Below are 25,365 nucleotides of genomic sequence, written 5' to 3' on the forward strand. Positions count from 1 at the left end.
CAAAGAACCTTCAGTAGAGAATAAGGAACCTTCAATTGAAAACAAAGAACCTTCAGTAGAGACAAAAGATCCTGATGAGCCGAAGAAAGAAGAGCAGGTAGATGAAAGCCAAAAAGGTGAAGCTGGTAAAGGTGATGGCTCAAATGTAGATGAAACTCCAAAAACTGAAGATAAAAAAGAAGAAGTTAAAGAGCCAGAATCAGGTAAAGAAGATGCAAATAAAGAAGATACAAGCAAAGGTGAAGAAGATAGCAAAAAAGATGAAGCTACTAAACCAACCGAGCCTGATGTAAGCACTCCAGAAACTAAGCCAGAGCCAAGTCCTGAAGAAGTTAAAAAAGAGCAATTAATCAAGCAAACAGAAGAAATTGTGAAAAATTTAGGCAATTTAGGAAATATGGCAAAAGATGCAGTAAGTAAGCTTGTAACAATTCTAGTAGATAGTGGAGTAAAAGATTTAGCAACATTTGATGCAAATAAATTAGACGCTACTACAAAAGCAAAAGTTCAAGATGCAGCAAATACAGTAGCAGCAAAAGTAATTGATAATGAAAAAACAAATATCGCAAGCAACGCTCTAGGTGCATTTAATGTTCAAATTAACAATATGAACAAGCGTTTAGGTGAGATTAGAGGTCTAAATGGCGAGATTGGAACTTGGTTTAGAGCTTATGGCGGAAGATTTAGCGATAATAGCAAGCATATTAATTTCTACTCAACTCAATTTGGTGCTGATAAGATGACTAATTTAAGCGATGCTGATGTTATTACTGGTGCTGTATTAGGATTTGATAAAGTTAATGCTGATACTAAAGCAAAAGGCTTTAATATAGGCTTATACGGAAGTTATATCCATAATAATGGTCTATTTGTTGATAGCGTTTTAAAATATGCAAATACAAGCTTTAAAAAGACTGGTGTAGAGTTCAAAAAACAAAACTCAGTATTATTAAGCGTTGAGGGTGGTTATAGAGCTAAGATTAACGATAAAGCTTATGTAGAGCCAAGTTTAGAAGTAATCACAGGTCATGTAGGCAAGTATGAAGCTAAGAGCAAAGCAAATACAATAAGCGTTAAATCATTTACACCAATTATGATTAAGCCTCAAGTTTATACAGGTATAGAACATAAAGACTTTGTATTTAGAGCTGGAGTTGGTGCTGTGGTAAATGCGAAAAAACAAGAAGCTGATATAGTAATCAACAATATCGTAAATGGAATTGATGCTAAAGCTAAAACTAAGTTAAATAGCAATAATCACGGATTTGTAAGCGTTGGCGGTAGCTATAAAGTAAATGATAATCTAAGAATCAACTTAGGTGTAGAAAAGAGCTTCGGAAGTAAGTTCAAAAAAGATTATGAAGTAAATACTACTATTAGATATACATTCTAATATTATTCGTTTTTCCTTCTTGTAAAAAGCTAGGTAGGGTTTATCCCTACCTATTTAATATTAAAAATTTTAATTCTTATTTTGATTTTTTATTTGTATCTTAAAATTTTAAAAAGTTAAAAAATAATATTTCAAAAGCTACTTGCATTATGATTATCGTTTGTGATTGATTTTAATAATATTTTTATTAGTGTTTAAAATAATTTTAATTCAAATTCCTAATTCAAATTCCAGAAATTTTGCAAAGAATTTGAAATAGGAATTATGATTTTTGATTATTTAGTTTTAAAAGTTCTTGTTTTGCCTTTTCTAAATCATCAAGATTTAAGACAAAATCATAATCTTTAGGCTTTTTATAAACTTTATCATAATAATTAACTAAAAGGATTTTTGCTACATTTTCTAAGTCGTTTTTCTCATAAAACGAGCTTAAATCATTTACTAAGGCATTTCCTAAATACTGCTTTAATCTCTCAAGGCAAAAATAAAAAAACTCCTTACTAATGCTTTTATAATCACTCACGCAATTATTTATTCTAGTTTCTAAACTAGCTTCACAAAATACCTTAATCCCACTATTCATTTGCTCGTAAAAATTATTAAACAATACTATTTGACCTATGTTTTTACTCTCTGCTTCTATGAAGACTTTTTCATTTTTTAAGGCTTTTAGTTTTGAAATTAGATTAATGTCAAATTGCTGTTGGCTAGGCTGAGAAAAGCCACGAGAACCAAAGGTTGAGCCTAAATGATGAGCTAAGCCTTCTAAATCAATTTTATTATCAAGTATTTTTAAAAGCCTTGTTTTTCCACAAGCTGTATTGCCTGATAAGCTCACAAAATTAGGATTTTTATAAGTGTTTAAAAAATCTATCATCTCATTTCTTAAAGACTTAAAACCACCTTCACACTTATAAACTTCATATCCGATTTCGCTTAAAATATGACCTATCGCACCACTTCGCTGACCGCCTCTAGCACAATATATGTAGATTTTGTCTTTATGTGGATTTGCTAGTTTTTCAATCTTTTTAAGATGAATGCTAGTGTTTTTACATATTAAACTAGCTCCTAATAACTTTGCATGAAATTTATTATTAGCATATTTTGTCCCAACTATTTCATGCTCATTATCATTTAGTGCGTAAAAGTTAAAAGCCTTTTTTAAATGAGCTTTTTTGTATTCGCTAGGACTTCTTGCGTCTATTAAAATATTTTTATCTAAATTAAAAAAATCTTTTGCATTAATTATTTGCATTGTAGTTTTTAAAACTCTCTTTTATTTTTAAATATAATTCATCGCTGCTAGTTCCTAGCACTCTAGTATCACAAATAGTAGTAATAAAATTAGTATCCTTATACCATCTAGGCAATACATGTAAATGCAAATGCTTTGCAATTCCAGCACCTGCTGCATCTCCAAGGTTAAATCCTATATTTACACCTTGAGCTTTTAGGGTTTTTAGCATTATGTTTTCTGCAAATCTTGCGATTTTTGCCATTTTAAGCCAAGTATTTTCATCTAATTCATTTAAAAATTCGCAATGTTTTTTAGGTGTTATTAGAATATGTCCTGGAGAATAAGGGTATTTATTCATCAAAACCCTACAATCATCATCTTCATAAACTAAAACTTCGCTATCTTCGCAAAAAGGGCATAAACTTCTATCTTCGTTAAAGTATTTATCTCTCCAAGGAGCATTAAGATATTGCATGTAAAATTCCTTTATATTTAGTATCTGGAACGTTTTTTAATAAATCAATATTAGCTACAAAAATATCAAACTGCTTTATGGTAGCTTTGAATAAATCAATATTATTTTTTGCTAAAAACGCTAAGCTAAAACCACAATTTTTAGCTAAATTTAATAAATCTTTATCACATATTTTATCCAAAATAATTCCATCAGCTCCATAAACACTAGCTTTAATAAGCTCATCTTCGCTTAAATTATTAGAATAAAAAAACAAATGCTTTTTGCTATATCTTCTAGCATATCCTAACTCATCAAAATCACTCGTAATAAAAGCATCATTAAGATCATTTAAATCATAAGAAAAATTAATTATTTTAGCTTTAAAATTGCTTAAATCCTTTGGATAAAATAGGTTAAAACTAAGACTTTTTATTAATATATCTTTGCTTAATTCTTGCATTTGTTTATCCTGTTATTGTGTAAAATTACTTCGTTTTCTTTATTAACTTCTTCGTTTTGCATTACTTTTTGCATTATTATTTTAGCGTTTTTACAATCGTTGATTAAATAATATCCCCAAGCTAAAGTATCAAGAAAATAAGCATTATTTGGTTCGCTTTCTAAAGCTTTTTTAACTAATTTTATGCCTTTATTAATATCAATTTTTTTATCAATTATTGTATAAGCATAAATATTTAGCATATTAGCACTTACTCCGCCTTTTGCTACTAATTCATCAAGCTTAAAATAATCAAAATCAAAAGGATTATCTAGCATTTCATAGATGTATGATTCAACCAAATATGAATTATTACTTGTCTTTAAGGCTTTTTGCATAAATGATTTGCTTAGTTTTTTATAATCTTTAAGATTAAAATATATTTTTAATGCCAAATCTTCATCTAAATTTGCAATTTTTAATAATTCATCTTTTTTATTATTCTCAAGTAATTTTTGCGCTAGGCTTGATAAAATATCTATATTTTTAGTATATTCATAAAGACTAAGTCCAAGGGTGTTAAATTCTTTTAAATATTTTTTATTATTTAATTCATATAAAGCATTAAATCTATAAAGTAAAAATAAAGAATAATCAGGCTCATTTGGAATATTTCTAGTATATTTTTCTACATTTTTAAAATCTTTTTCTTTAATTAGTTTCATAATAAAATCAGAATATGATTTAGGGTCAAGCCTTACTATTTTATCCCACATACCAAGCTCTTTTAAAGCGTTTAACCTAAGGGCTAAAAATGGTGCTTGTTCTTCATCGGCTTTGTTGTTTGCTTCGGCAATTTTATTGATATTTTCGGTTAGCTTTACAACTTCTTTATAATTTTTATTTGCATTTAGCATTTCAAGGTATAGATATAAAGAGTATGGATTTTCATATTTTTTATAGTATTTTTTGCTAATTTCTAAGGCATCTTTTGTAAGACCTTGATTAAATAATTCTTTACTCATAGCGTTTGCTAGATTATAATCTTCGTTTTTGTTAATGAATTCAAAATATTGTTTTTTAGCGTTTTTATAGTCTTTTTTCTCAATTAATTTTACTATATCAATTTTTTTGATTAAGTCATTATTACTATCAATTTTTCTTAATTCTTCAATTTCAAATTCCGAATTCAAATTCCCTAAAAATGCTTGTCTAATAGCTTCTTCTAAATAGGCTTTTAGCTTTGTTTTATTATAAAGTTCTTTATAAGCTTGATTTGATTGTTTAGGATTTATAGATTCGTTTAATAAAGCCTCTAGTCTTAATTCATCAAGGTTACTTGCTAAAAGTAAAGTAGAAAAACATATTAATATTATTTTACTCCAATACATTCTTTTTTAAGCTCCTTTAAATTACTTTTAAAATATTCCCAAAAAGGAAAGGTTCTACACTGATTTGGTCTTGCTTCATAAACGCCACAATTTTTATTCACTTCATCAAAAAATATACAAGCAAAACCATCTTTATATGGCTTTTCTATAAGGCTAAATCTAACCCCAACTTTAATGCAATATTTATTTACAAAATCATTAAAATTAAGTTGTTTTAGCTGTGATAATTGTATTATTTCATCGCTTGTTAAAAATATATATCCACTCTTACCAGTGCAGCATTTACCGCCACAACTTTCGCATTTAGTCTCATCAAATGAGTAAGGATAATCTTTATTGTAAATCATAACTATGCACCTTGATATTTTGATAAATATTATTTAATTCTTCGCTTAAGCCATTATCTTCATGGCAGATTAAAGCGGGTAATATTTGTATATCACTTTTACTAAGTTTTCTTGCTTTTATTAATACTAAGTTTGCGTTTTTGTCTATTTTAGTATGAATAAATCTTATTTTTTCACATTTTAATTTTGTATTTTGCATAAATTGAAATATCAAATCAATTTTTTTAGCATCATAACAAAAATATAAAAATCCGTGCGGTTTTAATAATTTATCACAGCTTTTTAAAAATATGTCTAAAGGCATAAAATCAATATGCCTTGAAGTATTTAAGTGCTTGTTACTTGCTTGCATTTTTGAATAAAACGGCGGATTAGAGATTATAAAATCATAGTGGTTATAAACTTTATAATCTTTAATATCGCTTAAAATTACTTGATAATTTATATTGTTTTCTTTGAAATTAAGTTCGCATAATTTCGCATTTTCTTCTTGAATGTCTAGTGCGTCTATTTTGATATTTTTGTTTTCGCTCATTAATATGCTTAATATTCCACTACCTGTGCCTATATCAAGCCCTAAGCCTTTTAGTTTATCAACTCTTATAAAATCATATAAAATTAAGCTATCACTATTGTAGCGATAGCCATTTTTATATTGATAAATTATCATTTATAAACTCTTAAAATAAAGCCTTTTTTGTTATCTTTTGAATACTCAGGCTCTAAACTAGAGCTAATTAAAGCATTAGGAACTTTTGATTTTATGTAATTTGCTGCGCTTTTTGTTCTATCTTTAGAAAGTCCAAAATTTGCTAAGCGAGTAAGTCTTTGCACTTCTTTTGTAGCCATATGAACGCCATCAATAGCACTTAAACTCTTAAAGCCACTATCATCTATTATAGGAGTAATTTCATATAAGTAGTTTTGATTATATTTGCTTAAGAATTTATCAAGTGCTAAACTACAAGTTTTGCTAAGTCCTATAACTCCTGATTTAATATCATCACAAATAAAAGTATCTTGTAATTTTAGACTTGCAGTATTTAATGAGCTGCCTTTTTGTGCTAATTCAAGCTTTTTTTCTAGCTCTTGAATTTTTTCTTTTTTAGCAATTAATTCATTGTTTTCTTGGTTGTAATTATTTAGTGTTTTTAAATTAAGTTCATTTAATTGCTTTAATAATTTGTCTTTTTCTTCTTCTAAAGCTATGACTTTTTCTGAATTAGTGTCTTTGCTAATTGCTAGTTTTAATTGCTCTATTTCGTTTTCTAGGCTTGTTTTTTCTTGTTTATTTCTATTTAGCTCAAGCTCTTTTGCTGTTAAATCTTCTTTTAAAGCTATATATTTTGCATTTAATTCATCATAAGCTTTTGAACTTTCAAATAATTTATCATTTAAAGACTTAATATCATTTTGCTTATTGTTTAAACTATCGTTTTTGTATTTTAAAAACTCATTGTTTATTTTGTTTAATTGAGTTGTTAGGTCAATTTTTTCTTTTTGTAAAGTGTCTAATTTAGCTTTTAAGTCTTTGTTATTTGAGTTAGTTGTATTAAACTCATTATCAATTTTGTTTAATTTTGCTAAAGCTTCATTTAAATCTTTTTCTTTTTTCTTGATATTTAATTCTAAATCTTTGTTTTTTAATTCAATGTCTTTTAAAGCTACTTCTGTTTTTGTGTTTTTTTCTTGTAGTTTTACATTTGTTTCGCTAACTTTGTTTAGCTCTTTTGTTAGATTATCAAGAGATTTTTGGTTTTTATCGCTTAATTCTTTTATGGCTTTTGTTTGTTCGTTTTTTGTTTTTTCTAATTCTAATTTAGCTTGAAAAACTTCATTTTTTAATTCATCTCTTTGTTTTTCAATGTTTTTTAAACCACTAAGCTTTTGCTCTAAATCATCTTTTACTTGATTTAGTTTTAAAATTGAAGTTTTTGCATCATCTAATTTTGCTTGAAGATTTTTATTATCTAAATTAAGCTTTACAAAATCTGAATTATTATTGCTCTTTAGTTCTTCGTTTAGTTTATTTGCTGCTTTTATTTCTTTGCTTAATTCTAAATTTTTTAAATTAAGATCATTATTTGTTTTGCTTAGCTCTGTATTAACACTTTCTAAGTTCTCAAGATTTTTTACCCTTTGTTTTAAGACATCATTTTCTTTTACTACATCGGTGTAATTTTTTTGATTTGCTACGATTTTAGCGTTTGCTTTATCAAGTTCATCTTGTAATTTTCTAGCTAAATTATCGTGTTCAAATTCGTCCATTTGTTTTTGATTGCTTAAAGTTCCTAATAAAGAGTTAAGGTTTTTTACTGCATTTTCTTTATCATTTAAACTAAGTTTTAGGCTATCGTTCTCGCTTTTATAATTTGCTAAATCTTCGTTTAATTTATCAATCATTTGCTGGAATGAGATTTTATTATTTTCATTTACTAATAAACTTTCGTTATTTAGGCGATGAACTAATTCGTTATTTTTAGTTTCTAATTGTTCGTTATGAGTTTTTAATTTTTCAATTTCCTGATACAAATTCTTTATTTCATCTGCGTTTGTTGAACTATTTTTTATGCTTTCAAGCTGTCTTGTTAGCTTTACTATTCTATCGTTTAAAATCTTATAATTTTGTTCTTCTAATTTTGGTAGCTTTATGTTAGTTGTTTTTTGTTCTTCTATTTTTGTTTCAACTGGTTTTGTATTTACAACTTCTTCTTTTTTGGTAGATGGGATTGTAAAATAAATCCCACCTAAAACAACAGCACAAGCACCTAAGCTATATAATGTTAAATTTTTCTTCAGCAATTTTAAGCCTTAGTAATAAAATCAGCAATTTTTTTAGCGTGGTTAAGTGCTGTGATAATGCTTTCTCCGTTTTTGCTAGCAATATCTCCAGCTACAAAAATATTTGATACATTTGTTTGCATATTAGCATCAAATGTAGGAACGCCTTTATCATCAATCTCTACGCCACTATTTGTAAGAAAATCAACAGGAGTTGAACCGCCGATTCCATAAATTATTCTATCAAACACTTCTTTTTCGCCATTTGTATAAGTAACTTCTGGCTTATTATCTACTTCATTTACTTCGTTTATATCAGTTGCTAGTTTTAAAGTAAGTTTTGCTTCATATACATTTTTATGATTTGTTTCGTTAATTCTGCTAAATTCAGCTCTTCTATAACATAATGTAACATTTGCTTTTTTGCTTAAATCCACAGCGTATTCAACAGCACTATTTCCACCGCCTACAACTAAGATTTTTTCACCATCTTTAGCATCGTTTGCGTTAAAATTTATAACTTTATTTAATTTAGAAGGAAGTTTGTAGCTAGGCTTGTTTGGTTTTCCCATTCTTCCTATTGCTATAATTGCATTTTTTGTTTTAAATTCGCCTTTGCTTGAATATACTACTAAATTACCATCAACTTGCTTGATTTTTTCAACTTCATTTGAAAGCATTACTTCAAAACTTCCATCGCAAAGACTTGTAAATAATTCTAAAGTTCCTTCTTTATTACCATCTTCAAATGGTATTGTTCCTTCATTTGGAATATCTATTTTATTATAAACTTTATCAACTCTTTTTCCGTCTTTATAATAGGTTCTAAAAGTTTGGCAATTTTCACTTGCTTTTTCTATTAATAACACATTTTTTAAACCATTTTTATTTGCTTCTACGGCGCTTGCAATACCTGCAGGGCCTGCTCCAATAACCACTAAATCATATAGCATTTAAGCTCCTTATTAATTTTTTTTATCTATATTAAGCATAAATTTTTAATTACAAGTAAAGATGGAGAATAAATGAGAATTTTTACAGGACTTCAGCCTAGTGGAGATTTGCATATAGGTAATTATTTTGGAGCAATTGCACCAATGATGCAAAGACAAAATGATAACGAAATGATAATGTTTATTGCAAACTACCACGCTATGACAAGCGTATTAAAAGATAAAAATACAGCTAGTTTATTTAAAGATAATATTAAAAAAGCTGCGGCAGCATTTTTAGCCTTAGGACTAAATCCAAATAAAAGCATATTTTATTTACAAAGCGATGTAAAAGAAGTTTTAGAGCTTTATTGGATACTTTCGCAATTTACTCCTATGGGATTACTTGAACGCGCACATTCATATAAAGATAAAGTAGCAAAAGGTATTAGTGCAAATCATGGATTATTTTCTTATCCTGTTTTAATGGCAGCTGATATTTTATTATTTGATGCAAAGCTTGTTCCTGTTGGAAAAGACCAAATCCAGCATTTAGAAATTACTAGAGATATAGCTATTAAGTTCAATAATGAATTTGGAGATGTTTTTGTTATCCCTGAGGCTTTAGTTAGTGAAAATACTCAAACAATAGTTGGAACCGATGGAGCTAAAATGAGTAAAAGTTATGGCAATACTATTGATATTTTTACAAGCTATAAACAACTCAAAAAACAAGTAAATAAAATAGTGAGCGATAGCACACCTATTGAAGAGCCAAAAGATTGGAAAAATTGTAATATCTATAAAATTGCTGAATTATTTTTAGATGAAAGTAAATTAGCTGAGCTTAGAGCAAGATATGAAAAAGGCGGAGAAGGTTATGGACACTTTAAGTTATATTTATGTGATGTAATCTGGGAATATTTTGCTAAAGCAAGAGATGAATACGAAAGATTATTATCTAGCAATGAAATAGAAGATATATTAAGCGATGGTGCAAAAAAAGCTAGTATATTAGCACAAAACAAAATGCAACAAGTTTATAAAGCTTTATATTTATAAGGAGTTAAAATGATAGATTTAAGAAAAATTGAAGAAAATTATGAAGTTTTTAATCAAAAATTAAAAGCAAAAAAAGTTGATGAAGGTGTTTTAAAAAACTTATTAGATACTTATAATGAAACAAAAAGTATAAAAATAGAATTAGAAAACGCACAAAGCTTTCAAAATAAATTCTCAAAAGAAATGGGACTTAAAGCAAAATCAGGCGAAGATATAAGCGAACTTAAAAAATCTTTAGAAGAAAATAAGAAAAAAATCGCAGAATTAAGCGAAAAAGTAAGCATAAGCGAAACAAAATTAAATGAAATCGCAGCAAATATTCCAAACTTAATAGCTGATTGTGTGCCTATTGGAAATGATGAAGATGAGAATGTGGAAATTAAAAGAGTTTTAACCCCTCCAACATTTAATTTCACTCCAAAAGATCATCACGATTTAGGTGTAGCACTTGGTTGGCTTGACTTTGAGCGTGGGGTTAAAGTTGCTAAAAGTCGTTTTGTAGCTTTGCGTGGCGAAGGTGCAAGACTTGAGAGAGCTTTGTATAATTATATGATAGATTTTAACCGCTCAAGAGGATTTGAGTTCGTAAATACTCCTTATATAGTAAATGCTAATACTATGTTTGGCACAGGACAATTGCCTAAATTTAAAGAAGATTTATTTAAGATTGAAGATGAAGAATTATATTTAATTCCTACAAGTGAAGTTAGCGTAACAAACTTATATAATGATGAAATAATACCTTTGAATGAATTACCTATAAAAATGACTTGCTATTCTCCTTGCTTTAGAAAAGAAGCAGGAAGTGCAGGGCGTGATACAAGGGGAATTATTCGCCAACATCAATTCGGAAAAGTTGAACTTGTAAGTATTAGTACTCAAGAAGATAGTGATAAGGTTTTTGAAGATATGCTTAGTTGTGCTAGTGATTTATTAACAAGTTTAGGTTTAGCGCATAGACATTTAATGCTTTGTAGTGGGGATTTAGGCTTTAGTGCAGGAAAAACCGTTGATTTAGAAGTATGGCTTCCAGCTCAAGGAAAATATAGAGAGATTAGCTCGGTTAGTAATTGCTATGATTTTCAAGCACGCAGAGCAAAAATAAGATATAAAGATGAAAATGGTAAAAACAAATTAGCTCATACGCTAAATGGCTCAAGCTTAGCAGTAGGAAGAACTTTAGTAGCTATTATGGAAAATTACCAAAGAGAAGACGGAAGCATAGCAATTCCTGAAGTTTTACAAAAATATATGTAAGATAGATTATGGCTAACGAGCAAGTAATAGTAATAGAAGAAGAAAGCACTCTTCCAGTTAAGCAAAGTAAGTTCAGTAAAAAAAGCATAATATTAATTGCTGGGCTTGTTTTGCTGATTATTATATTACTTGCTGTTTTATTGTTTTTAATTTTTACAAAAGATGATACACAAGAAATCAAAGTAGAGCAAAATGAATTAATAGAGCCAAAAATAAGCATACAACAATTTAAAAGCCAAAAATTAGATTTAATGGTAGCAAAAGCTAATGCTTTATATGAAAACGGCAATAAAAACGAAGCTTTAAAAATATATGAAAACATAGCTAAATACAACGAAAGTTTTTCTCATTATAATTTAGGTGTTTCTAGAATGAAACAGTTAAATTATAAAGAGGCTTTAGAGAGTTTTCAAAAGGCTTTAGAAAATAACGAAAATAACACAGTAGCAGCACTAAATGCGGCTGTTTGTGCTTTAAAATTAGAAAAAACAAAAGAGTTTAATTATTATATAGATTTAGCATATTCTTATTTAAGTAGCGAAAAGAACTCAAGCCTTTATTATTATTATCTTGGCTTAGTAAATTATTATAAAGGTTTTTATCCTGAAGCTTTACAAGCTTTAGATAAACAAATTCATCCTTTGTATCAGAATGATGCGAAATATTTAAGAGCAAAAATTTTAAGCTCATTTAATAAAAGTTCAGAAGCTATAAAAGAATTAAATTTTCAAGATTCTTATGATAAAAATTTATCTTTAGGCTTATTACATGCAAGAAATGCAGAGTATAACAAAGCTAGATTTTATTTAAAAAATGCCTTAGAAAAAAGAATAAAACCAAAAGAAACTAAACTAGCTTTAGCTTTAGTTGATATAAAATTAGCTGAATACCAAGAAGCAGCAAAACTATTAAAAGAATTAGAAAAAAGCGATGCTGAGTGGCTTAAGTCAAGCTATAATTTAAAAACTACTATTGATGATAGAATATTTGATATTAACTACGCGCAAAATACTTATGAAAAAAAGTTTATAGATTCAAAAAAACAAAAATATGATTTGATTTTTTATTTTTCACCTTTTAAGGTTTTTGATGCAAGTAGTGCAACGAAAATGATAAATAAAGCAAATGTAAATATTTATTTAGATGATTTAGGCAAAAGCTCAACATATCTTAAAAATAGCCAAACATTATCAAGAATAAATATAAAAATCACAAAGGCTTTAAATTATGCCTTTAATTACGATGTAAAAAGTGCAAGCGAGTTATTAAGCGAATTAGTAAAAGAATATCCACAACATAGCATTTTGCAATATGATTTAGGATTAGCTTATGCACTTTTAGGAAAATATGACTTAGCAAAAAAACACTTTTTGGCAAGTTATCATCTTGATCCAAAGAATTTAAGAGCTGGGATTTATGCTTTATTTTGTTCTGATTTGTTATATGATGATGTTGTGAAGTTTGAGCAAGACTTGCAATATAATTTAAATTATATTGAAGATGAAAAAGACAAAAATTATTATCTAGCACTTTTATCGCTTAAAAGAAAAGATTATGTAAATATGCAAGCTTTTTTAAAGCAAGATAATGTAAATAATATAAGCAATATTAGTCTTGAAATTTTAGGATATTATATTCAAGGTGAGTATGAAAAAATGATTGATAGATCAAAGCTTTTAATAGATTTGAGTAATGATGATATAATCGCTAATATACTTTATTTCTCGCTTAAAAATAATCAAAAAGATGTTAAAGCTTATGCAAAAGATGTTCAAATGTATTTTTTAAATAAAAAGCTTGATTATCGCTCACTTTTTGGTGGTGCAAAAATCGTAGGATATAACTATGTAAAATTAATGCAAATCTCAGGTCTTTTACAGCAAGAAAGAGAAAAATTAAAAAAATACCTAAAAACTAACGAAGATTTAGGAGCATTAAAAGCTTTAGCTTATATTGATATTTACGCAAATGAATTTGAAGAAAGTTTCGCACTTTACAATAGTCTTATAGATGATTATGATATTAATGATTCGGATACTTTATTTTTAGCAAGTGTTGCAGCTATTGGTGCAGGTCATAATAATTCAGCCATTGCTTTACTTGAATTATCTCGTGTAAATAACCCTAATAATCTTGAATCAAGATTGGCTTTAGCTCTTTTATATCATGAAGCGAAAAATTACGAATCAGCCATAGCACAATACGAAAAGATGAATGATGAATATACTTCAGAGTTCTTTACATTTCAGATTTTTAGATAAGAATTTGAATTAGGAATTTGGGTTAAAAATGGGGTAAGCAAATGGCTTTTAAAAATGCAATTATTGATGATAGATTAGATAAAAAATACTCACTTTCTTATATCTACGGAGAACATACTAATAGTTGGTATGGCAGACAATGTCATAAATTTCCTTATGATTGGTATATTGTAATAGATGAAGAATTAGACTGCTGGTTTATGAATTGTATGTATTTTGATGACCCTGAGCTAGACCATGCAAAGCTTAATAAATCTTTGTGGATTTTATATTATAAAGGCGAGCATATAAGGATAATTTTAGATTATGATATTAGCCAAGAGATTGATAATGTAGTTTATGACAAAGTCTATAAAATACTTTCTATAAGTGATAATAAAACATTAAGTGAAAAAGAAATAATAGCTTTATTAAAAGAAATATTAGCTGTTTATAAATGGGATGGAAGCTTAGATGAGAAAGAAGAATGTACAATTTATGTAAGAGAAGGAATATTTGAAGAGCTTTTGTAGTGTAAAGATTATATTTTAAAGCTAATTCCTATTTCAAATTCCGCAAATTTTTAAAGGAATTTGAAATAGGAATTTGAGTAAAGAATATTTATAATAAAGGATAGTTATGAAGACTTTTTTAAACTGGTTAATAAGTGAAATTAAATCAAATGAAAAATCTTTCATAGCTTTTTCTTTTTCTGTTAAAAAATTAAATATTTATTATTATTTATTTTTTGCTTTATACTTGCTTATAAAACCTGATAATATCACTAAAATGTTTCGTGTATTTATAGATGAAAAAGCAGTCTATGATGATATATTTTTATTAATTCCTTTTGCAGGACTTCAGATTATTTCTTTAGTGGTATTTATTCCATCTTTTATAGTGATTTTATTTAACTTATTAATTGATAAAGATAAAATCAATCTTGCTTGTGAATTAGAAGATTTTTTCAAAGCTTTGTTTTATGCTTTTATATTTGTATTTTGCATATTTTTTGCTTTAAGTTTTATTACTCAATCTAATGAACTTTTCTTTATTTGTTTAATAGCGTTTGTTTTTATATCTATATTGTTATTTGTAATTGCTAAAGAAAATATGCATTATTTTTTTAGCATTATTTTATATCTTACTTGTTCATTACTTCTTTATGAGCTAATAGATATTTTTTATATTTTAGTTTCTTTTTTGATTTTACTTATAATTTCAGTTTGCATAAGGCTTAGAAGTATTTATTTGTTTTTATTGTCAATGCCTTTGATATTTCATTATTTTATAGATTTTGCACATAGTTATTTTGCAAGTAGTGAAGGTGTTATAAAGCCTTTAAGCGAACTATTTACTTCTTTAGGTATTTTGCTACTAATAATAATTTATGATAGAAGAAAAAGTCCTATTTATAAAAGATAGGACATTAGCTATATTGATGGTTATATTGTTTTTTGCGAGTGAAGAAAAATTTTTTATAAAAGTTTTTAAAATATTTTTTAATCATATTTTTTTTGCTTGTTCTTATGCTATTAAATATCATATCAAGCTCAATTCTTTCCTTTTCAGTTATCACCTTTAATCCTTTATTTGTTTTCTTATACGAGACATTAAAAACAATAGCTCATCATCATCTAATTCACAAAGCATAGTAAATACAGCCTTTACTGCTTGCGGTTTAGAATTGCCTAAACGCCAATCCTGATATGTTCGCATAGGTAATCCTAAACGCTGCGACATTGCTTGTAATGAGATTTTTTTCCCATTTTCTTTACTTTCAATCGCATTATGTAATAAATTAAATATATCGTTCGTCTCTAACATTTATAAATTATACGATATGAAAAATTAAACTTCGCTAAAACGAAGTTAATATTTGAGAAAAAATATAAAAAATACTAAAAATATTTTTAATAATACCTAAAATTATCTTTTTAATACTAAATAATGTATAAAATATACAATAATTTTTACTATAAATAATTTTATTTAAGAAAGTTGAGTGTAAGTGGCTAAATAGTTACTTGATAGTTAACAACTCAAGTGATATAATTCGCTTATCAATTTTAAGGCAAGAGTGACAATGAGTAAGAAAACTGATTATATACTAGAGCAAATGATTAAAGCTTACTTAAACGAGCAAAATCCTATCGGCTCTATGTTATTGCAAGATAGTTTGAATGTTCCTGCTAGCACTATTAGGGTTTATTTTAAACAACTTGATAGTGATGGTTATATTTCTAAACTTCATGCAAGTGGTGGAAGAATTCCTACTCAAAAAGCTATGAAGTATTATTGGCATCAGTTTTTTAACTATACTTTTAATACTGAGCTAGAAATTAATTCAAGTTTAGAACTTTTAAAAGTTGCTAGCGAAAATGATTTATTTTGTCTTGTGGTTGATAATAATAAAGTGTTTTTAAATGAAGTTTTGAATATTGATAATAGATTTATTATTTTAGACTTTAGCCAAAAGCAAGTTTTAATTAATTTTAATGATGAGTTAAATGTTTTATTTAACCAAATAAAAGGATACGAAATCAATGATATTAAAACTATTTTATATAGGCTAAATCTTTTAAATATTTTAGATGAAATAGAAAATGCTTTTAAAAATAAAATTAAATTTATTTGTGGAGAAAAGATTTTTGCAAATATTGTAAAACTTTCTTCATTTAGCTCTATTATGAATGCGAAATTGCTTGATTATTTTACAAGCAGTTTAATTTATGATGAGTTATTTTTACCTGAATATATGGGAGTTAAAATTGATTGTAATTTTAAACAAAATAAAAGCACTCTTGTATTAGCAGGTAGTATTTTTACAGATTATGAAAATGTTTTAAATCAGTTAAGGGAGGCAATATGAGCGAAAAAGCCACGCAAGAAGAAATTGTAGAAAATAACGAAGAAGTTTGCGAATGCAATGAAGATTGTGCTTGCGAACAAAACGAATTAAGCAATGAAGAAATTGCTTTAAAAGCAGAGCTTGATAAAGCAAATGAAGAAGTTGCGAAATTAAAAGACGCTTATCTTAGAGCAAATGCGGATTTTGATAATTATAAAAAACGCTTAGAAAAAGATAAGCAAAGTGCTGTGCTTTATGCACAAGAAGGATTATTAAAGGATTTAATTCCTGTTTTAGATGCTTTAGAAAATGCTTGCAATTTTGAAGCAGATGATGAGTTTTCAAAGCAGCTTAAGCAAGGTATTGAAAATACTTTAAGTTTATTTAAAAACATTTTAGCAAAACATGGAATTGCTGAAATCGTAGCTAATGTTGGAGATGAATTTAATCCAAATTATCACGAAGCAATGATGCATGTAGAAGCTGATTTAGAGCCAAATTGCGTTGCAGCTATGTTTCAAAAAGGCTATATGTTAAACGAAAGAATTATAAGAGCTAGCAAAGTTAGCGTATCAAAATAAAAGGAGAATATTATGGGAAAAGCAATAGGTATAGATTTAGGAACAACAAACTCATGTGTGGCAGTTTTTGAGCGTGGAGAAAAGAAAGTAATTCCAAACAAAGAAGGAAAAAACACAACTCCATCAATTGTTGCATTTACAGATAAAGGTGAAATTTTAGTTGGAGATAGTGCTAAGCGTCAAGCAGTAGCAAACCCAGAAAAGACAATTTATTCAATCAAAAGAATTATGGGTCTTATGATGAATGAAGAAAATGCAAAAGAAGCAGCAAAGCATTTACCTTATAAAATAGTTGATAGAAATGGTGCTTGCGCTATTGAGATTGCAGGTAATGTTTATACTCCACAAGAAATTTCTTCAAAAGTTTTAATGAAACTTAAAGAAGATGCTGAAAGTTATTTAGGAACACCTGTAACTGATGCAGTTATTACTGTTCCTGCATATTTTAACGACGCTCAAAGAAAAGCGACTAAAGAAGCAGGACAAATCGCAGGTCTTAATGTATTAAGAATTATAAACGAGCCAACAGCAGCAGCTCTAGCTTATGGTCTTGATAAAGTAAGTGCTGAAAAAATCGCAGTATATGACCTAGGTGGTGGAACATTTGACGTTACAATTCTTGAGACTGGTGATGGCGTAGTTGAGGTTCTTGCAACTGGTGGTAATGCTTTCTTAGGTGGAGATGATTTTGATAATAAATTAATTGATTATCTTGCAACTGAGTTTAAAAACGAGCAAGGTATTGATTTAAGAAATGACAAAATGGCTTTACAAAGATTAAAAGAAGCTGCAGAAAATGCTAAAAAAGAGCTTTCAAGCACAAACCAAACTGAAGTGAATTTACCATTCATTACAGCAGATTCAACAGGTCCAAAACACCTTGTAAAAACTATTACAAAAGCTCAATTTGAAGGAATGATTGATTCACTTGTGGCTGAAACTATCAAAAAAATTAATGAAGTTATAAGTGAAGCAGGAATTAGCAAAAACGAAATTAAAGAAGTTGTAATGGTAGGTGGTTCAACTCGTGTTCCTTTAGTTCAAGAAGAAGTTAAAAAAGTATTCGGAAAAGAACTAAATAAGAGCGTAAATCCTGATGAAGTTGTTGCGATGGGAGCTGCTACTCAAGCAGGAATTATTCAAGGCGATGTAAAAGATGTGCTTTTACTTGATGTTACACCACTTAGCCTTGGAATTGAGACTTTAGGTGGAGTTATGAGTAAAATTATTGAAAAAGGTGCGACAATTCCAACTAAGAAAAGTCAAACTTTCTCAACTGCAGAAGATAATCAAAGTGCAGTTACAATCAATGTTTTACAAGGTGAGCGTGAGTTTAGCCGTGATAATAAATCACTTGGTAATTTCAACCTTGAAGGAATTCCAGCAGCCCCAAGAGGTGTGCCACAAATTGAAGTAACATTTGATATTGATGCGAATGGTATTTTAACAGTAAGTGCTTTAGATAAAGCAAGTGGTAAAGCTCAAAACATTACAATCACAGGTTCAAGTGGATTAAGTGATGAAGAAATTAAAAATATGATAAATGAAGCTGAGAAAAACAAAGAAGCTGATAAACAAAGAAGAGAAGTAGTAGATGCTAAAAACCAAGCTCAAAGCTTAGTTCATCAAGTTCAAAAGAGCCTAGGAGAATTAGGTGATAAGGTAGAAGCTGCTACTAAACAAGAAATTGAAGGTGCTATAAATGAGCTAAATGATGTGATTAATAATGAAAACGCAACTAAAGCTCAAATTGATGAAAAAATGAAAAAGCTAAGCGATGCAAGTCATAAATTAGCTGAAAATCTTTACAAAAAAGATGAAAACAAAGACACTAAAAAGAGCGAAAAAGACGACGCAGTAGATGCTGAAGTAGAGTAAAAAACAAACAAACTAGTCTAATTAGGATTTAATCCTTACTTTTTAGGAATTTCTTAATTGAAATTCCTAAAACTTCTTAAAACAAATCACACAACCTACATAAAAACTTAAAAATTAAAAGTCAAATTCCTATTTCAAATTCTTGTAAAATTTCTGGAATTTGAAATAGGAATTTAAAAGTATTTTTAACTAGAAAATAATAAATATTGATTTTTGTTTAAATATTGAAATCTTTTATTTTCAAATAAAAAAATATAAATATTTATTCTCATTTAATCACAATAAATAATTTAATATTGTCAATGGGGGGGGGTAATCCACATTATTTTATTTCAAAAATAAAACTCGCAAAATTTAATGATAAAGATTTAACAAATAGTTATGTTTTTTATTTAATAACAGACAAAAACCTTTATTAGAAGTTTAAAAAATATTGAAAATAAAAGATTTCAAGTTAAAGGTAAGGAATGAGAAAAAATATTGCAGTTATTTTAGCAGGTGGTAGTGGGAGTAGGTTTGGCCTTGATTATCCTAAGCAGTTTGTAAAATTAGCAGGTAAAACAATTATAGAACATACAATAGAAATTTTTGAAAAGCATAAGCAAATTGATGAGATTTGTATTGTATGTAAAAAAGAATATATTAATAAAATTGAAGAATTAAGCATTAAAAATCAATTTAAAAAAATTAAAAAAATCATAGCAGGTGGAAAAGAGAGAAAAGATTCATCATATAATGCAATTGTATCTTATGGTGATTTAGATGTTAATTTGATTTTTCATGACGCTGTAAGACCATTTTGTTCTAGTGAAATTATAACAAATGTTATCAAGGCTTTGAAAAATTATAACGCAATAGATGTAGCTATTAATGCATCAGATACTATTATACAAACACAAAATGAGTTTATAAAATCAATCCCTAATCGTAATGATTTAATGCAAGGACAAACACCGCAAGCTTTTAGATTGCAGACTATAAAACAAGCTCATGAATTAGCAAATATTGATAAAGATTTTATCTTTACTGATGATTGCGGAATAATAAAGAAGTTTTTGCCTGATGAAAAAATATTAGTAGTAAAAGGCGATGTTAAAAATATCAAAATCACTTATCAACAAGACTTACTCTTTGCTGATAAGATATTTCAATTAAATACCCAAAATATTAGTAGTGAAAATAGTTGTCTTGAAAAGTTAGAAGATAAAGTTATTATGATTTTTGGTGGCTCATCAGGTATTGGCAAAGAAATATCAACGCTTGCTAAATCTTATAAAGCTAATGTAAAAGTCTTTTCAAGAAGTACAACAAATACAAATATCGCAAACATTAATGATGTTAAAAAAGCATTTTTAGATACTTATAATGAATTTGGAAAAATTGATTATGTTGTTAATTCAGCAGCTATTTTGATTAAATCTGCTTTAAATCATACTGATTTTGAAGATGTTAAAACGATAATTGATACTAATTATTTAGGTGCTATTAATATTTGTAAGATTGCTTATGAATATTTATATAAAACTAAAGGCTCTATTCTTAATTTTACATCAAGCTCTTATACAAGAGGTAGGTCAAATTATGCCTTATATTCAAGCTCAAAAGCTGCTATTGTAAATCTTACTCAAGCCTTAAGTGAAGAATATATTTTAGATAATATTAAAATAAATTGCATAAACCCACAAAGAACACTAACTCCTATGAGAATAAGAGCTTTTGGCAAGGAAGACCCTGCTACTTTATTGGATGCAAAACATGTAGCAAAAATTTCTTTAGATACTTTAATAAGCGAACTAACCGGCCTAATTGTTGATATTGGGGTAAAAAATGCTTAAAAGATTATTTAAAAAATTAAAAAAAATTGAGCAAAAAGAAATAGTAAATAATTATAAAGAACCTAGTATCTTTAAAGATTTTGAATTTGCTGTTTTTTCTGGAGAAGTAGGGGAGAATGCCTTTTCTCATATTAATATTTGGTATAAAGAATTTGAAAAATCAAATATGAATTTTTTAATCCTTTTAAGCAATGAAGAAGCCTTGTTAATGCTTAAAGCATCGTATCCTTTGGCTAATTTTATTTTACTTGATAATAAAAGTAAAATAGATGATTTTTTCACTCGTTATACTACACTTAAGGCGATTTTTTATATTTCCAATACTGGTAATATTGCTAATTTTTTATATCAAACTCATTTAAAACATATTTTTATAGGGCATGGAGATAGCGATAAAAGTTCAAGCGCTCATAAATTTTTTAGAGTTTATGATGAGATTTGGGTAGCTGGTGATGCTCATATTGATAGGATTAAAAATGCTAGATTTAATCTAAACGGTTTAGAGTTTAAAAAAGTAGGACAACCTGCAATGTTAGAAATACTAGAGAAAAAAGCCATTATAAAAGATAAGAAGCTTTTATATCTTCCTACTTGGGAAGGACTTTATTTTGAACAAGATTATTCTTCTTTAGCACATATTCAAGATATTATTTCTTGTATTGATTTTAAAATATCAATAAAACTACATCCTTTTACAGGTAAAAAGATAAAAGAGTATAAAGACTTAGAAGAAAAGATACAAAATGCTAATGTAATAGATAGAAAAATCAAATTAAGTGATGTTATAAATGATTACAATTATTTTATTTGCGATATTTCATCAGTTATTACAAGTGTTTTAGCACTTGATTGCCCTATATTTTTATACATGCCAAAAGACAAAGTTATCAAAATAGCAAAATCAAATATGCATTATTGTGAGTATTGCTATGTATTTTCTAATTTAGAAGAATTTAAAATCGTATTTAGAAGAGTTGTAAATGGCGATGATTATTTAAAGACTAATAGGCAAAGAGCAATTGAGTATATTCTAAATATTAAAGATACATTAAACAATACTTTTATAAAAGAACTTCATAATTTAAAGGATATAAAATGATAATACTTGCAAGTGGAGAAAATGAAATAAAAGGCTTAAATCATATTAAATATTTTTTAAAGATTTTTCAATTCAGCGATATTAAATTTGCTATTTTGGTAAGAAATGAAAAATTATTTAAAAAGTTAAATTCTCTAAAATTAGAAATAGATATTTTTTATGCAAAAAGTGCTGTTGATGTTGATGAATTGTTTGCGAAGTTGCAAAAATTAAAAGCCATTTTTTATATGAGTAATACTACTAATAATATTCATTTATTAAGATATAACGAATATAAGCATATTTTTATAGGCTCAAGATATTATAAAAGAGATTCAATAGTTACTAATATGTTAAAAGCTTATGATGAATTATGGCTTCAATCTCGTGCAGAGTATAATAAACTAGCAGCTAATTTACCTTTAGATAAAATGCAAATTTCTTTAGTTGGTAAAATAGGTGCAAAAGAGTATTTAAGTAAAAAAACTAAAGATAAAAGCTTGTATATTTTCTCTAGTTTTGATGATGTGCAAATTAGGGTATTAAGATATGCTTTAAAATCAAGTGATACGATAATTATAAAAAATAATAAAAACGATTATTTTGCTTTTGCTGAATTACAAGATTATTTAAAATCAAACAACTTAGAATGTAAATTAGATACAAGTATTCAAGCGCAATATATAAAAGAAGCTAGCAAAATTATTTGCGATGAAGCTAGTTTTAATGAAGATTTTTTGATAAATAACGCTCAAGTCATTGTTTATTACAAGAATAATGATAATAAATTAAATGATTTATTAAAACATTTGCAATTTTATAAAACATATGATGAATTTTTAAGCATTGATAATAATGATAAGGTTGCTTTAGGTAATTTCGTAGAGTATTACTTAGGAAAAAGCTTTTTGCTAAATAATATTTTTATAAATAAATTAAAAAAGCTATAAGGATATTATAATGAAAATTATTTTGTTTAAGAATTCTTATTTATGTGAAGATAAAAACATAATTGATTTAATATATGCTTATGTAAATACAAAGTTTTAAAATGATAGTAATTTATTTAGATAATAAAATCAAAGGTGCCATAAATCAACTAATAAGCTATTTTTTAGAAGGCATTTTTGATAAAGATAAAACTTTGGTGGTGTTTAAATTTTATTTTAAAAGTTATTTTTATTATAAAAAGGAACTTAGAAAATATGGTATAAAATATATTTGCTTTTATAAAAACCCTAAGTTAGAAAATGTAAAAATAATTTTTTATCCATTTAATGCTCAATCAAATTGTAAAATGCTTGCAAATTATAAAGCTAAGCATATTTTTATTACACATGGAGAAAGCAATAAGCTCTCAAGCATTAAGCCTATTATTAGGATTTATGATTATATTTTTTGTGCTGGAGATGTAGGAATTTTAAGGCATTTAAAATATAAAAATTGTAATGAATTAGATATAAAAAACAAAAAAATCATAAAACTTGGAGATACCTTTGTAGGTTGTAATAATTACGAAAGAGATTTAAAAAGTTTTAGTATTTTATACGCTCCTACTTGGGAAGGTGGGCTTAAGTCTGAATGTTATACAAGTCTTAGCAAAGATTTAAAATCATTTAAAATTATCGCAGAGTTTGCTAAAAATCATGCTTGTAATGAAATATTATTACAAGCTCATCCAAATACAGGTCATAGAGATTTTAGATATAAAATATATTTAATGCAAGGAGAAAAGTTTTTAAAATCACTTGGATTTGTAGTAAAAAAAGTAGGTTGGTATTACAATACAAATATTAAAAATTATAAGATTTTTCATGCATTTACAGATATTTCTGCAATGGAAATAGGCTTGCTTAATAAAAATATTCCTATGAATATATTTTTTACAAATGCAAAAAATTCTATGATTGATGATGAGCTTTTAAACGATTATTACGAAAAAATAAATGCTTATAATATTGATTTAAATTTTAACTACGATGAATATTTAAAGAAAGTAAAGAATAAATATATCGGTTATACTTTTGATAATCTTTGCAATTTAAGTAAAAATAAAAGACTTGAAATCATTATTGATTTTATTTTAAAAAATCATTAAAAAATATTTAATTAAAAATTGAAATTCCTATTTCATAATTTTTTGGAATTTGAAATAGGAATTATAAAAATTAGCAAGAATAAGTTGTCTTAAACTCATAAGCAGTAGGGCGTTGTTCTACTGGCCAAACTTGATTTTTAAACTTCATATGTTGATAATCTTGTATGCAAACATCAGTAAATGCAGGTTTTAAGTAAGCATTATCACGAATAAGACTTTCTAAAGCACCTCTTAAAGTGTGTGGTAATTGCTCTATGCCTTTTTCTCTAATCTCATCAAGGCTTAGTTTGAATAAGTTTTCATCCATAGGACCTGCTGCTGTAAGCTCATTTTTGATACCATCAAGACCAGCTAAAAGCATTGATGAAAATGCCAAATATACATTGCTAGAGCTATCAGGGAAACGCATTTCAACTCTTGCGCTTTTTTCATTAATTCCATAAGGAACCCTACAACTTGCAGAGCGATTTTGGCAAGAGTAGGTTAGAATTGATGGAGCTTCAAAGCCTGGTATTAATCTCTTATAAGAATTTGTAGTAGGATTTGTAAATGCTGTTACACTTCTTGCATGCCTTAAAACACCGCCTATATAATGAATTGCAGTTTTGCTAAGTCCTGCATAGCCGCTTTTATCATAAAATAAATTTTTGCCATTTTTAAACAAACTCATATGAACATGCATTCCGCTACCATTATCAAGATGAAGTGGTTTTGGCATAAATGTAGCTGTTTTACCATTTAGATGAGCTACCATTTTTACAACATATTTATAGATTTGTACATTATCAGCAGCTTCTACTAAGGTATTAAACTTAACTCCGATTTCGCCTTGACCTTGTGCGTTTTCATGATGATGAACGAAGCACTCGAGCCCAACTCTTTCTAATACTTGAACCATCTCAGCTCTTAAATCTTGCATACTATCTACTGGTGGCACTGGAGTATAACCGCCTTTTCTTCTAGGGCGATGACCTGTATTATACGCATCATCGTAGTGTTTTGCATCGTTCCATTCGCCTTCTTCTGTATCTATTAAATACATAGAATGATTCATAGTATCAACAATCTTTACATCATCAAAGATGAAAAACTCATTCTCAGCTCCAAAATAAGCTTTATCAGCGATACCGCTTTCATCTAGCATTTTTAGTGTTCTTTTTGCTATTGTTCTAGGGCATTTTTCATAAAAATCATTTTTATAAACATCAAAAATATCGCAAATTACAATAACGGTATTATCGCTTGTAAATGGGTCAATAAAAGTTGTTGTAACATCAGGGATTAGTATCATATCGCTTTTTTCAATAGGCTGCCAACCTTTATATGAACTTGCATCAAAAGGTATTCCGTTTTTAAGAACATCTTCATCTACGCTTTTCATTGTATAGGTATGATGATTCCAAGTGCCATCAAGAGAAGTAAATCTAAAATCTACAAACTTAATTTCATTGCTTATACAAAAATCAAAGAATTCGGTAACATTATTTACAAATTTAGCCATTTTT

The 25,365-nt window shown here is 27.4% G+C and carries 24 protein-coding genes; 13 read left to right on the forward strand and 11 right to left on the reverse strand.

What is annotated here, in order from left to right:
• Window positions 1-1,393, forward strand: a 1,393-nt coding sequence (locus AVANS14531_RS06730) for an autotransporter outer membrane beta-barrel domain-containing protein (protein ID WP_336611796.1), incomplete at its 5' end; no start/stop codon positions are given.
• Between the two features lie 262 nt (window positions 1,394-1,655).
• On the opposite strand, the gene mnmH is transcribed toward AVANS14531_RS06730, so the two are convergent.
• Genes mnmH through AVANS14531_RS06770 form a run of 8 tightly spaced genes read right to left on the reverse strand, consistent with a single transcriptional unit; the run spans window position 1,656 to window position 9,001 of the window.
• The gene (gene mnmH / locus AVANS14531_RS06735) at window positions 1,656-2,651 is read right to left on the reverse strand and encodes a tRNA 2-selenouridine(34) synthase MnmH (RefSeq protein WP_239817050.1); all 996 of its coding nucleotides are present in this window, start codon (window positions 2,649-2,651) and stop codon (window positions 1,656-1,658) included.
• Window positions 2,638-3,108: an HIT family protein gene (locus tag AVANS14531_RS06740; protein ID WP_336611797.1), complete on the reverse strand. Its 471-nt coding sequence runs from the start codon at window positions 3,106-3,108 to the stop codon at window positions 2,638-2,640. Before AVANS14531_RS06740 ends, mnmH begins: the two co-directional genes overlap by 14 nt.
• On the reverse strand, window positions 3,095-3,550 hold the full coding sequence (locus AVANS14531_RS06745) for a hypothetical protein (protein ID WP_336611798.1): 456 nt from the start codon (window positions 3,548-3,550) through the stop codon (window positions 3,095-3,097). Before AVANS14531_RS06745 ends, AVANS14531_RS06740 begins: the two co-directional genes overlap by 14 nt.
• Window positions 3,538-4,920, reverse strand: a complete 1,383-nt coding sequence (locus AVANS14531_RS06750; protein WP_336611799.1) for a hypothetical protein — start codon at window positions 4,918-4,920, stop codon at window positions 3,538-3,540. Before AVANS14531_RS06750 ends, AVANS14531_RS06745 begins: the two co-directional genes overlap by 13 nt.
• Window positions 4,902-5,267 carry a YkgJ family cysteine cluster protein gene (locus tag AVANS14531_RS06755; RefSeq protein ID WP_239817046.1) on the reverse strand — a complete coding sequence of 122 codons (366 nt, stop codon included), beginning with the start codon at window positions 5,265-5,267 and terminating at the stop codon, window positions 4,902-4,904. Before AVANS14531_RS06755 ends, AVANS14531_RS06750 begins: the two co-directional genes overlap by 19 nt.
• Window positions 5,254-5,937: a tRNA1(Val) (adenine(37)-N6)-methyltransferase gene (locus AVANS14531_RS06760; protein WP_336611800.1), complete on the reverse strand. Its 684-nt coding sequence runs from the start codon at window positions 5,935-5,937 to the stop codon at window positions 5,254-5,256. Before AVANS14531_RS06760 ends, AVANS14531_RS06755 begins: the two co-directional genes overlap by 14 nt.
• Window positions 5,934-8,069 (reverse strand): hypothetical protein, encoded by a 2,136-nt coding sequence (locus tag AVANS14531_RS06765; RefSeq protein WP_336611801.1) that lies wholly within the window; start codon window positions 8,067-8,069, stop codon window positions 5,934-5,936. The genes AVANS14531_RS06760 and AVANS14531_RS06765 overlap by 4 nt, the downstream gene beginning before the upstream one ends.
• 2 nt (window positions 8,070-8,071) lie before the next feature.
• Window positions 8,072-9,001: an NAD(P)-binding domain-containing protein gene (locus AVANS14531_RS06770; protein WP_336611802.1), complete on the reverse strand. Its 930-nt coding sequence runs from the start codon at window positions 8,999-9,001 to the stop codon at window positions 8,072-8,074.
• 72 nt (window positions 9,002-9,073) lie between these two features.
• Here AVANS14531_RS06770 and trpS point away from each other — a divergent pair, with 72 nt between their 5' ends.
• The 5 genes from trpS to AVANS14531_RS06795 all read left to right on the forward strand — a co-directional run bounded on the left by trpS (window position 9,074) and on the right by AVANS14531_RS06795 (window position 14,964).
• Complete coding sequence (trpS, locus tag AVANS14531_RS06775; protein ID WP_239817042.1) at window positions 9,074-10,042, forward strand: tryptophan--tRNA ligase; 969 nt, start codon at window positions 9,074-9,076, stop codon at window positions 10,040-10,042.
• Between the two features lie 9 nt (window positions 10,043-10,051).
• Window positions 10,052-11,299, forward strand: a complete 1,248-nt coding sequence (gene serS / locus AVANS14531_RS06780) for a serine--tRNA ligase (protein WP_239817041.1) — start codon at window positions 10,052-10,054, stop codon at window positions 11,297-11,299.
• 8 nt (window positions 11,300-11,307) lie between these two features.
• A complete protein-coding gene (locus AVANS14531_RS06785; RefSeq protein WP_336611803.1) occupies window positions 11,308-13,560 on the forward strand; it encodes a tetratricopeptide repeat protein in 2,253 nt (750 codons plus the stop codon).
• Between the two features lie 41 nt (window positions 13,561-13,601).
• The gene (locus tag AVANS14531_RS06790) at window positions 13,602-14,072 is read left to right on the forward strand and encodes a hypothetical protein (protein ID WP_336611804.1); all 471 of its coding nucleotides are present in this window, start codon (window positions 13,602-13,604) and stop codon (window positions 14,070-14,072) included.
• Between the two features lie 106 nt (window positions 14,073-14,178).
• The gene (locus AVANS14531_RS06795; RefSeq protein WP_336611805.1) at window positions 14,179-14,964 is read left to right on the forward strand and encodes a hypothetical protein; all 786 of its coding nucleotides are present in this window, start codon (window positions 14,179-14,181) and stop codon (window positions 14,962-14,964) included.
• Between the two features lie 4 nt (window positions 14,965-14,968).
• Here the strand turns inward: AVANS14531_RS06795 and AVANS14531_RS06800 are convergent, their stop codons facing one another.
• Window positions 14,969-15,118 (reverse strand): hypothetical protein, encoded by a 150-nt coding sequence (locus AVANS14531_RS06800; RefSeq protein ID WP_336611806.1) that lies wholly within the window; start codon window positions 15,116-15,118, stop codon window positions 14,969-14,971.
• 2 nt (window positions 15,119-15,120) lie between these two features.
• On the reverse strand, window positions 15,121-15,366 hold the full coding sequence (locus AVANS14531_RS09270; RefSeq protein WP_239817036.1) for an XRE family transcriptional regulator: 246 nt from the start codon (window positions 15,364-15,366) through the stop codon (window positions 15,121-15,123).
• 259 nt (window positions 15,367-15,625) lie between these two features.
• On the opposite strand from AVANS14531_RS09270, the gene AVANS14531_RS06810 reads away from it, so the two are divergent.
• From AVANS14531_RS06810 to AVANS14531_RS06840, 7 genes are all read left to right on the forward strand, one after another.
• Window positions 15,626-16,411 carry a hypothetical protein gene (locus AVANS14531_RS06810; RefSeq protein ID WP_336611808.1) on the forward strand — a complete coding sequence of 262 codons (786 nt, stop codon included), beginning with the start codon at window positions 15,626-15,628 and terminating at the stop codon, window positions 16,409-16,411.
• Complete coding sequence (grpE, locus tag AVANS14531_RS06815; RefSeq protein ID WP_336611809.1) at window positions 16,408-16,971, forward strand: nucleotide exchange factor GrpE; 564 nt, start codon at window positions 16,408-16,410, stop codon at window positions 16,969-16,971. Before AVANS14531_RS06810 ends, grpE begins: the two co-directional genes overlap by 4 nt.
• A gap of 12 nt (window positions 16,972-16,983) precedes the next feature.
• On the forward strand, window positions 16,984-18,849 hold the full coding sequence (gene dnaK, locus AVANS14531_RS06820; RefSeq protein WP_336611810.1) for a molecular chaperone DnaK: 1,866 nt from the start codon (window positions 16,984-16,986) through the stop codon (window positions 18,847-18,849).
• A 467-nt stretch (window positions 18,850-19,316) separates the two neighbouring features.
• Complete coding sequence (ispD, locus tag AVANS14531_RS06825; protein ID WP_336611811.1) at window positions 19,317-20,684, forward strand: 2-C-methyl-D-erythritol 4-phosphate cytidylyltransferase; 1,368 nt, start codon at window positions 19,317-19,319, stop codon at window positions 20,682-20,684.
• Window positions 20,677-21,783 carry a CDP-glycerol glycerophosphotransferase family protein gene (locus tag AVANS14531_RS06830; RefSeq protein ID WP_336611812.1) on the forward strand — a complete coding sequence of 369 codons (1,107 nt, stop codon included), beginning with the start codon at window positions 20,677-20,679 and terminating at the stop codon, window positions 21,781-21,783. Before ispD ends, AVANS14531_RS06830 begins: the two co-directional genes overlap by 8 nt.
• Window positions 21,780-22,712, forward strand: coding sequence for a hypothetical protein (locus AVANS14531_RS06835; RefSeq protein WP_336611813.1), 933 nt, complete (start codon window positions 21,780-21,782; stop codon window positions 22,710-22,712). The genes AVANS14531_RS06830 and AVANS14531_RS06835 overlap by 4 nt, the downstream gene beginning before the upstream one ends.
• A 101-nt stretch (window positions 22,713-22,813) precedes the next feature.
• On the forward strand, window positions 22,814-23,860 hold the full coding sequence (locus AVANS14531_RS06840) for a hypothetical protein (RefSeq protein ID WP_336611814.1): 1,047 nt from the start codon (window positions 22,814-22,816) through the stop codon (window positions 23,858-23,860).
• A 70-nt stretch (window positions 23,861-23,930) separates the two neighbouring features.
• Here AVANS14531_RS06840 and glnA read toward each other — a convergent pair whose 3' ends face one another.
• Window positions 23,931-25,361: a type I glutamate--ammonia ligase gene (gene glnA, locus AVANS14531_RS06845; protein ID WP_239817029.1), complete on the reverse strand. Its 1,431-nt coding sequence runs from the start codon at window positions 25,359-25,361 to the stop codon at window positions 23,931-23,933.
• Between the last annotated feature and the right edge of the window lie 4 nt (window positions 25,362-25,365).

The organism is Campylobacter sp. Cr9, assembly GCF_020138295.1.
Classification (GTDB): domain Bacteria; phylum Campylobacterota; class Campylobacteria; order Campylobacterales; family Campylobacteraceae; genus Campylobacter_E.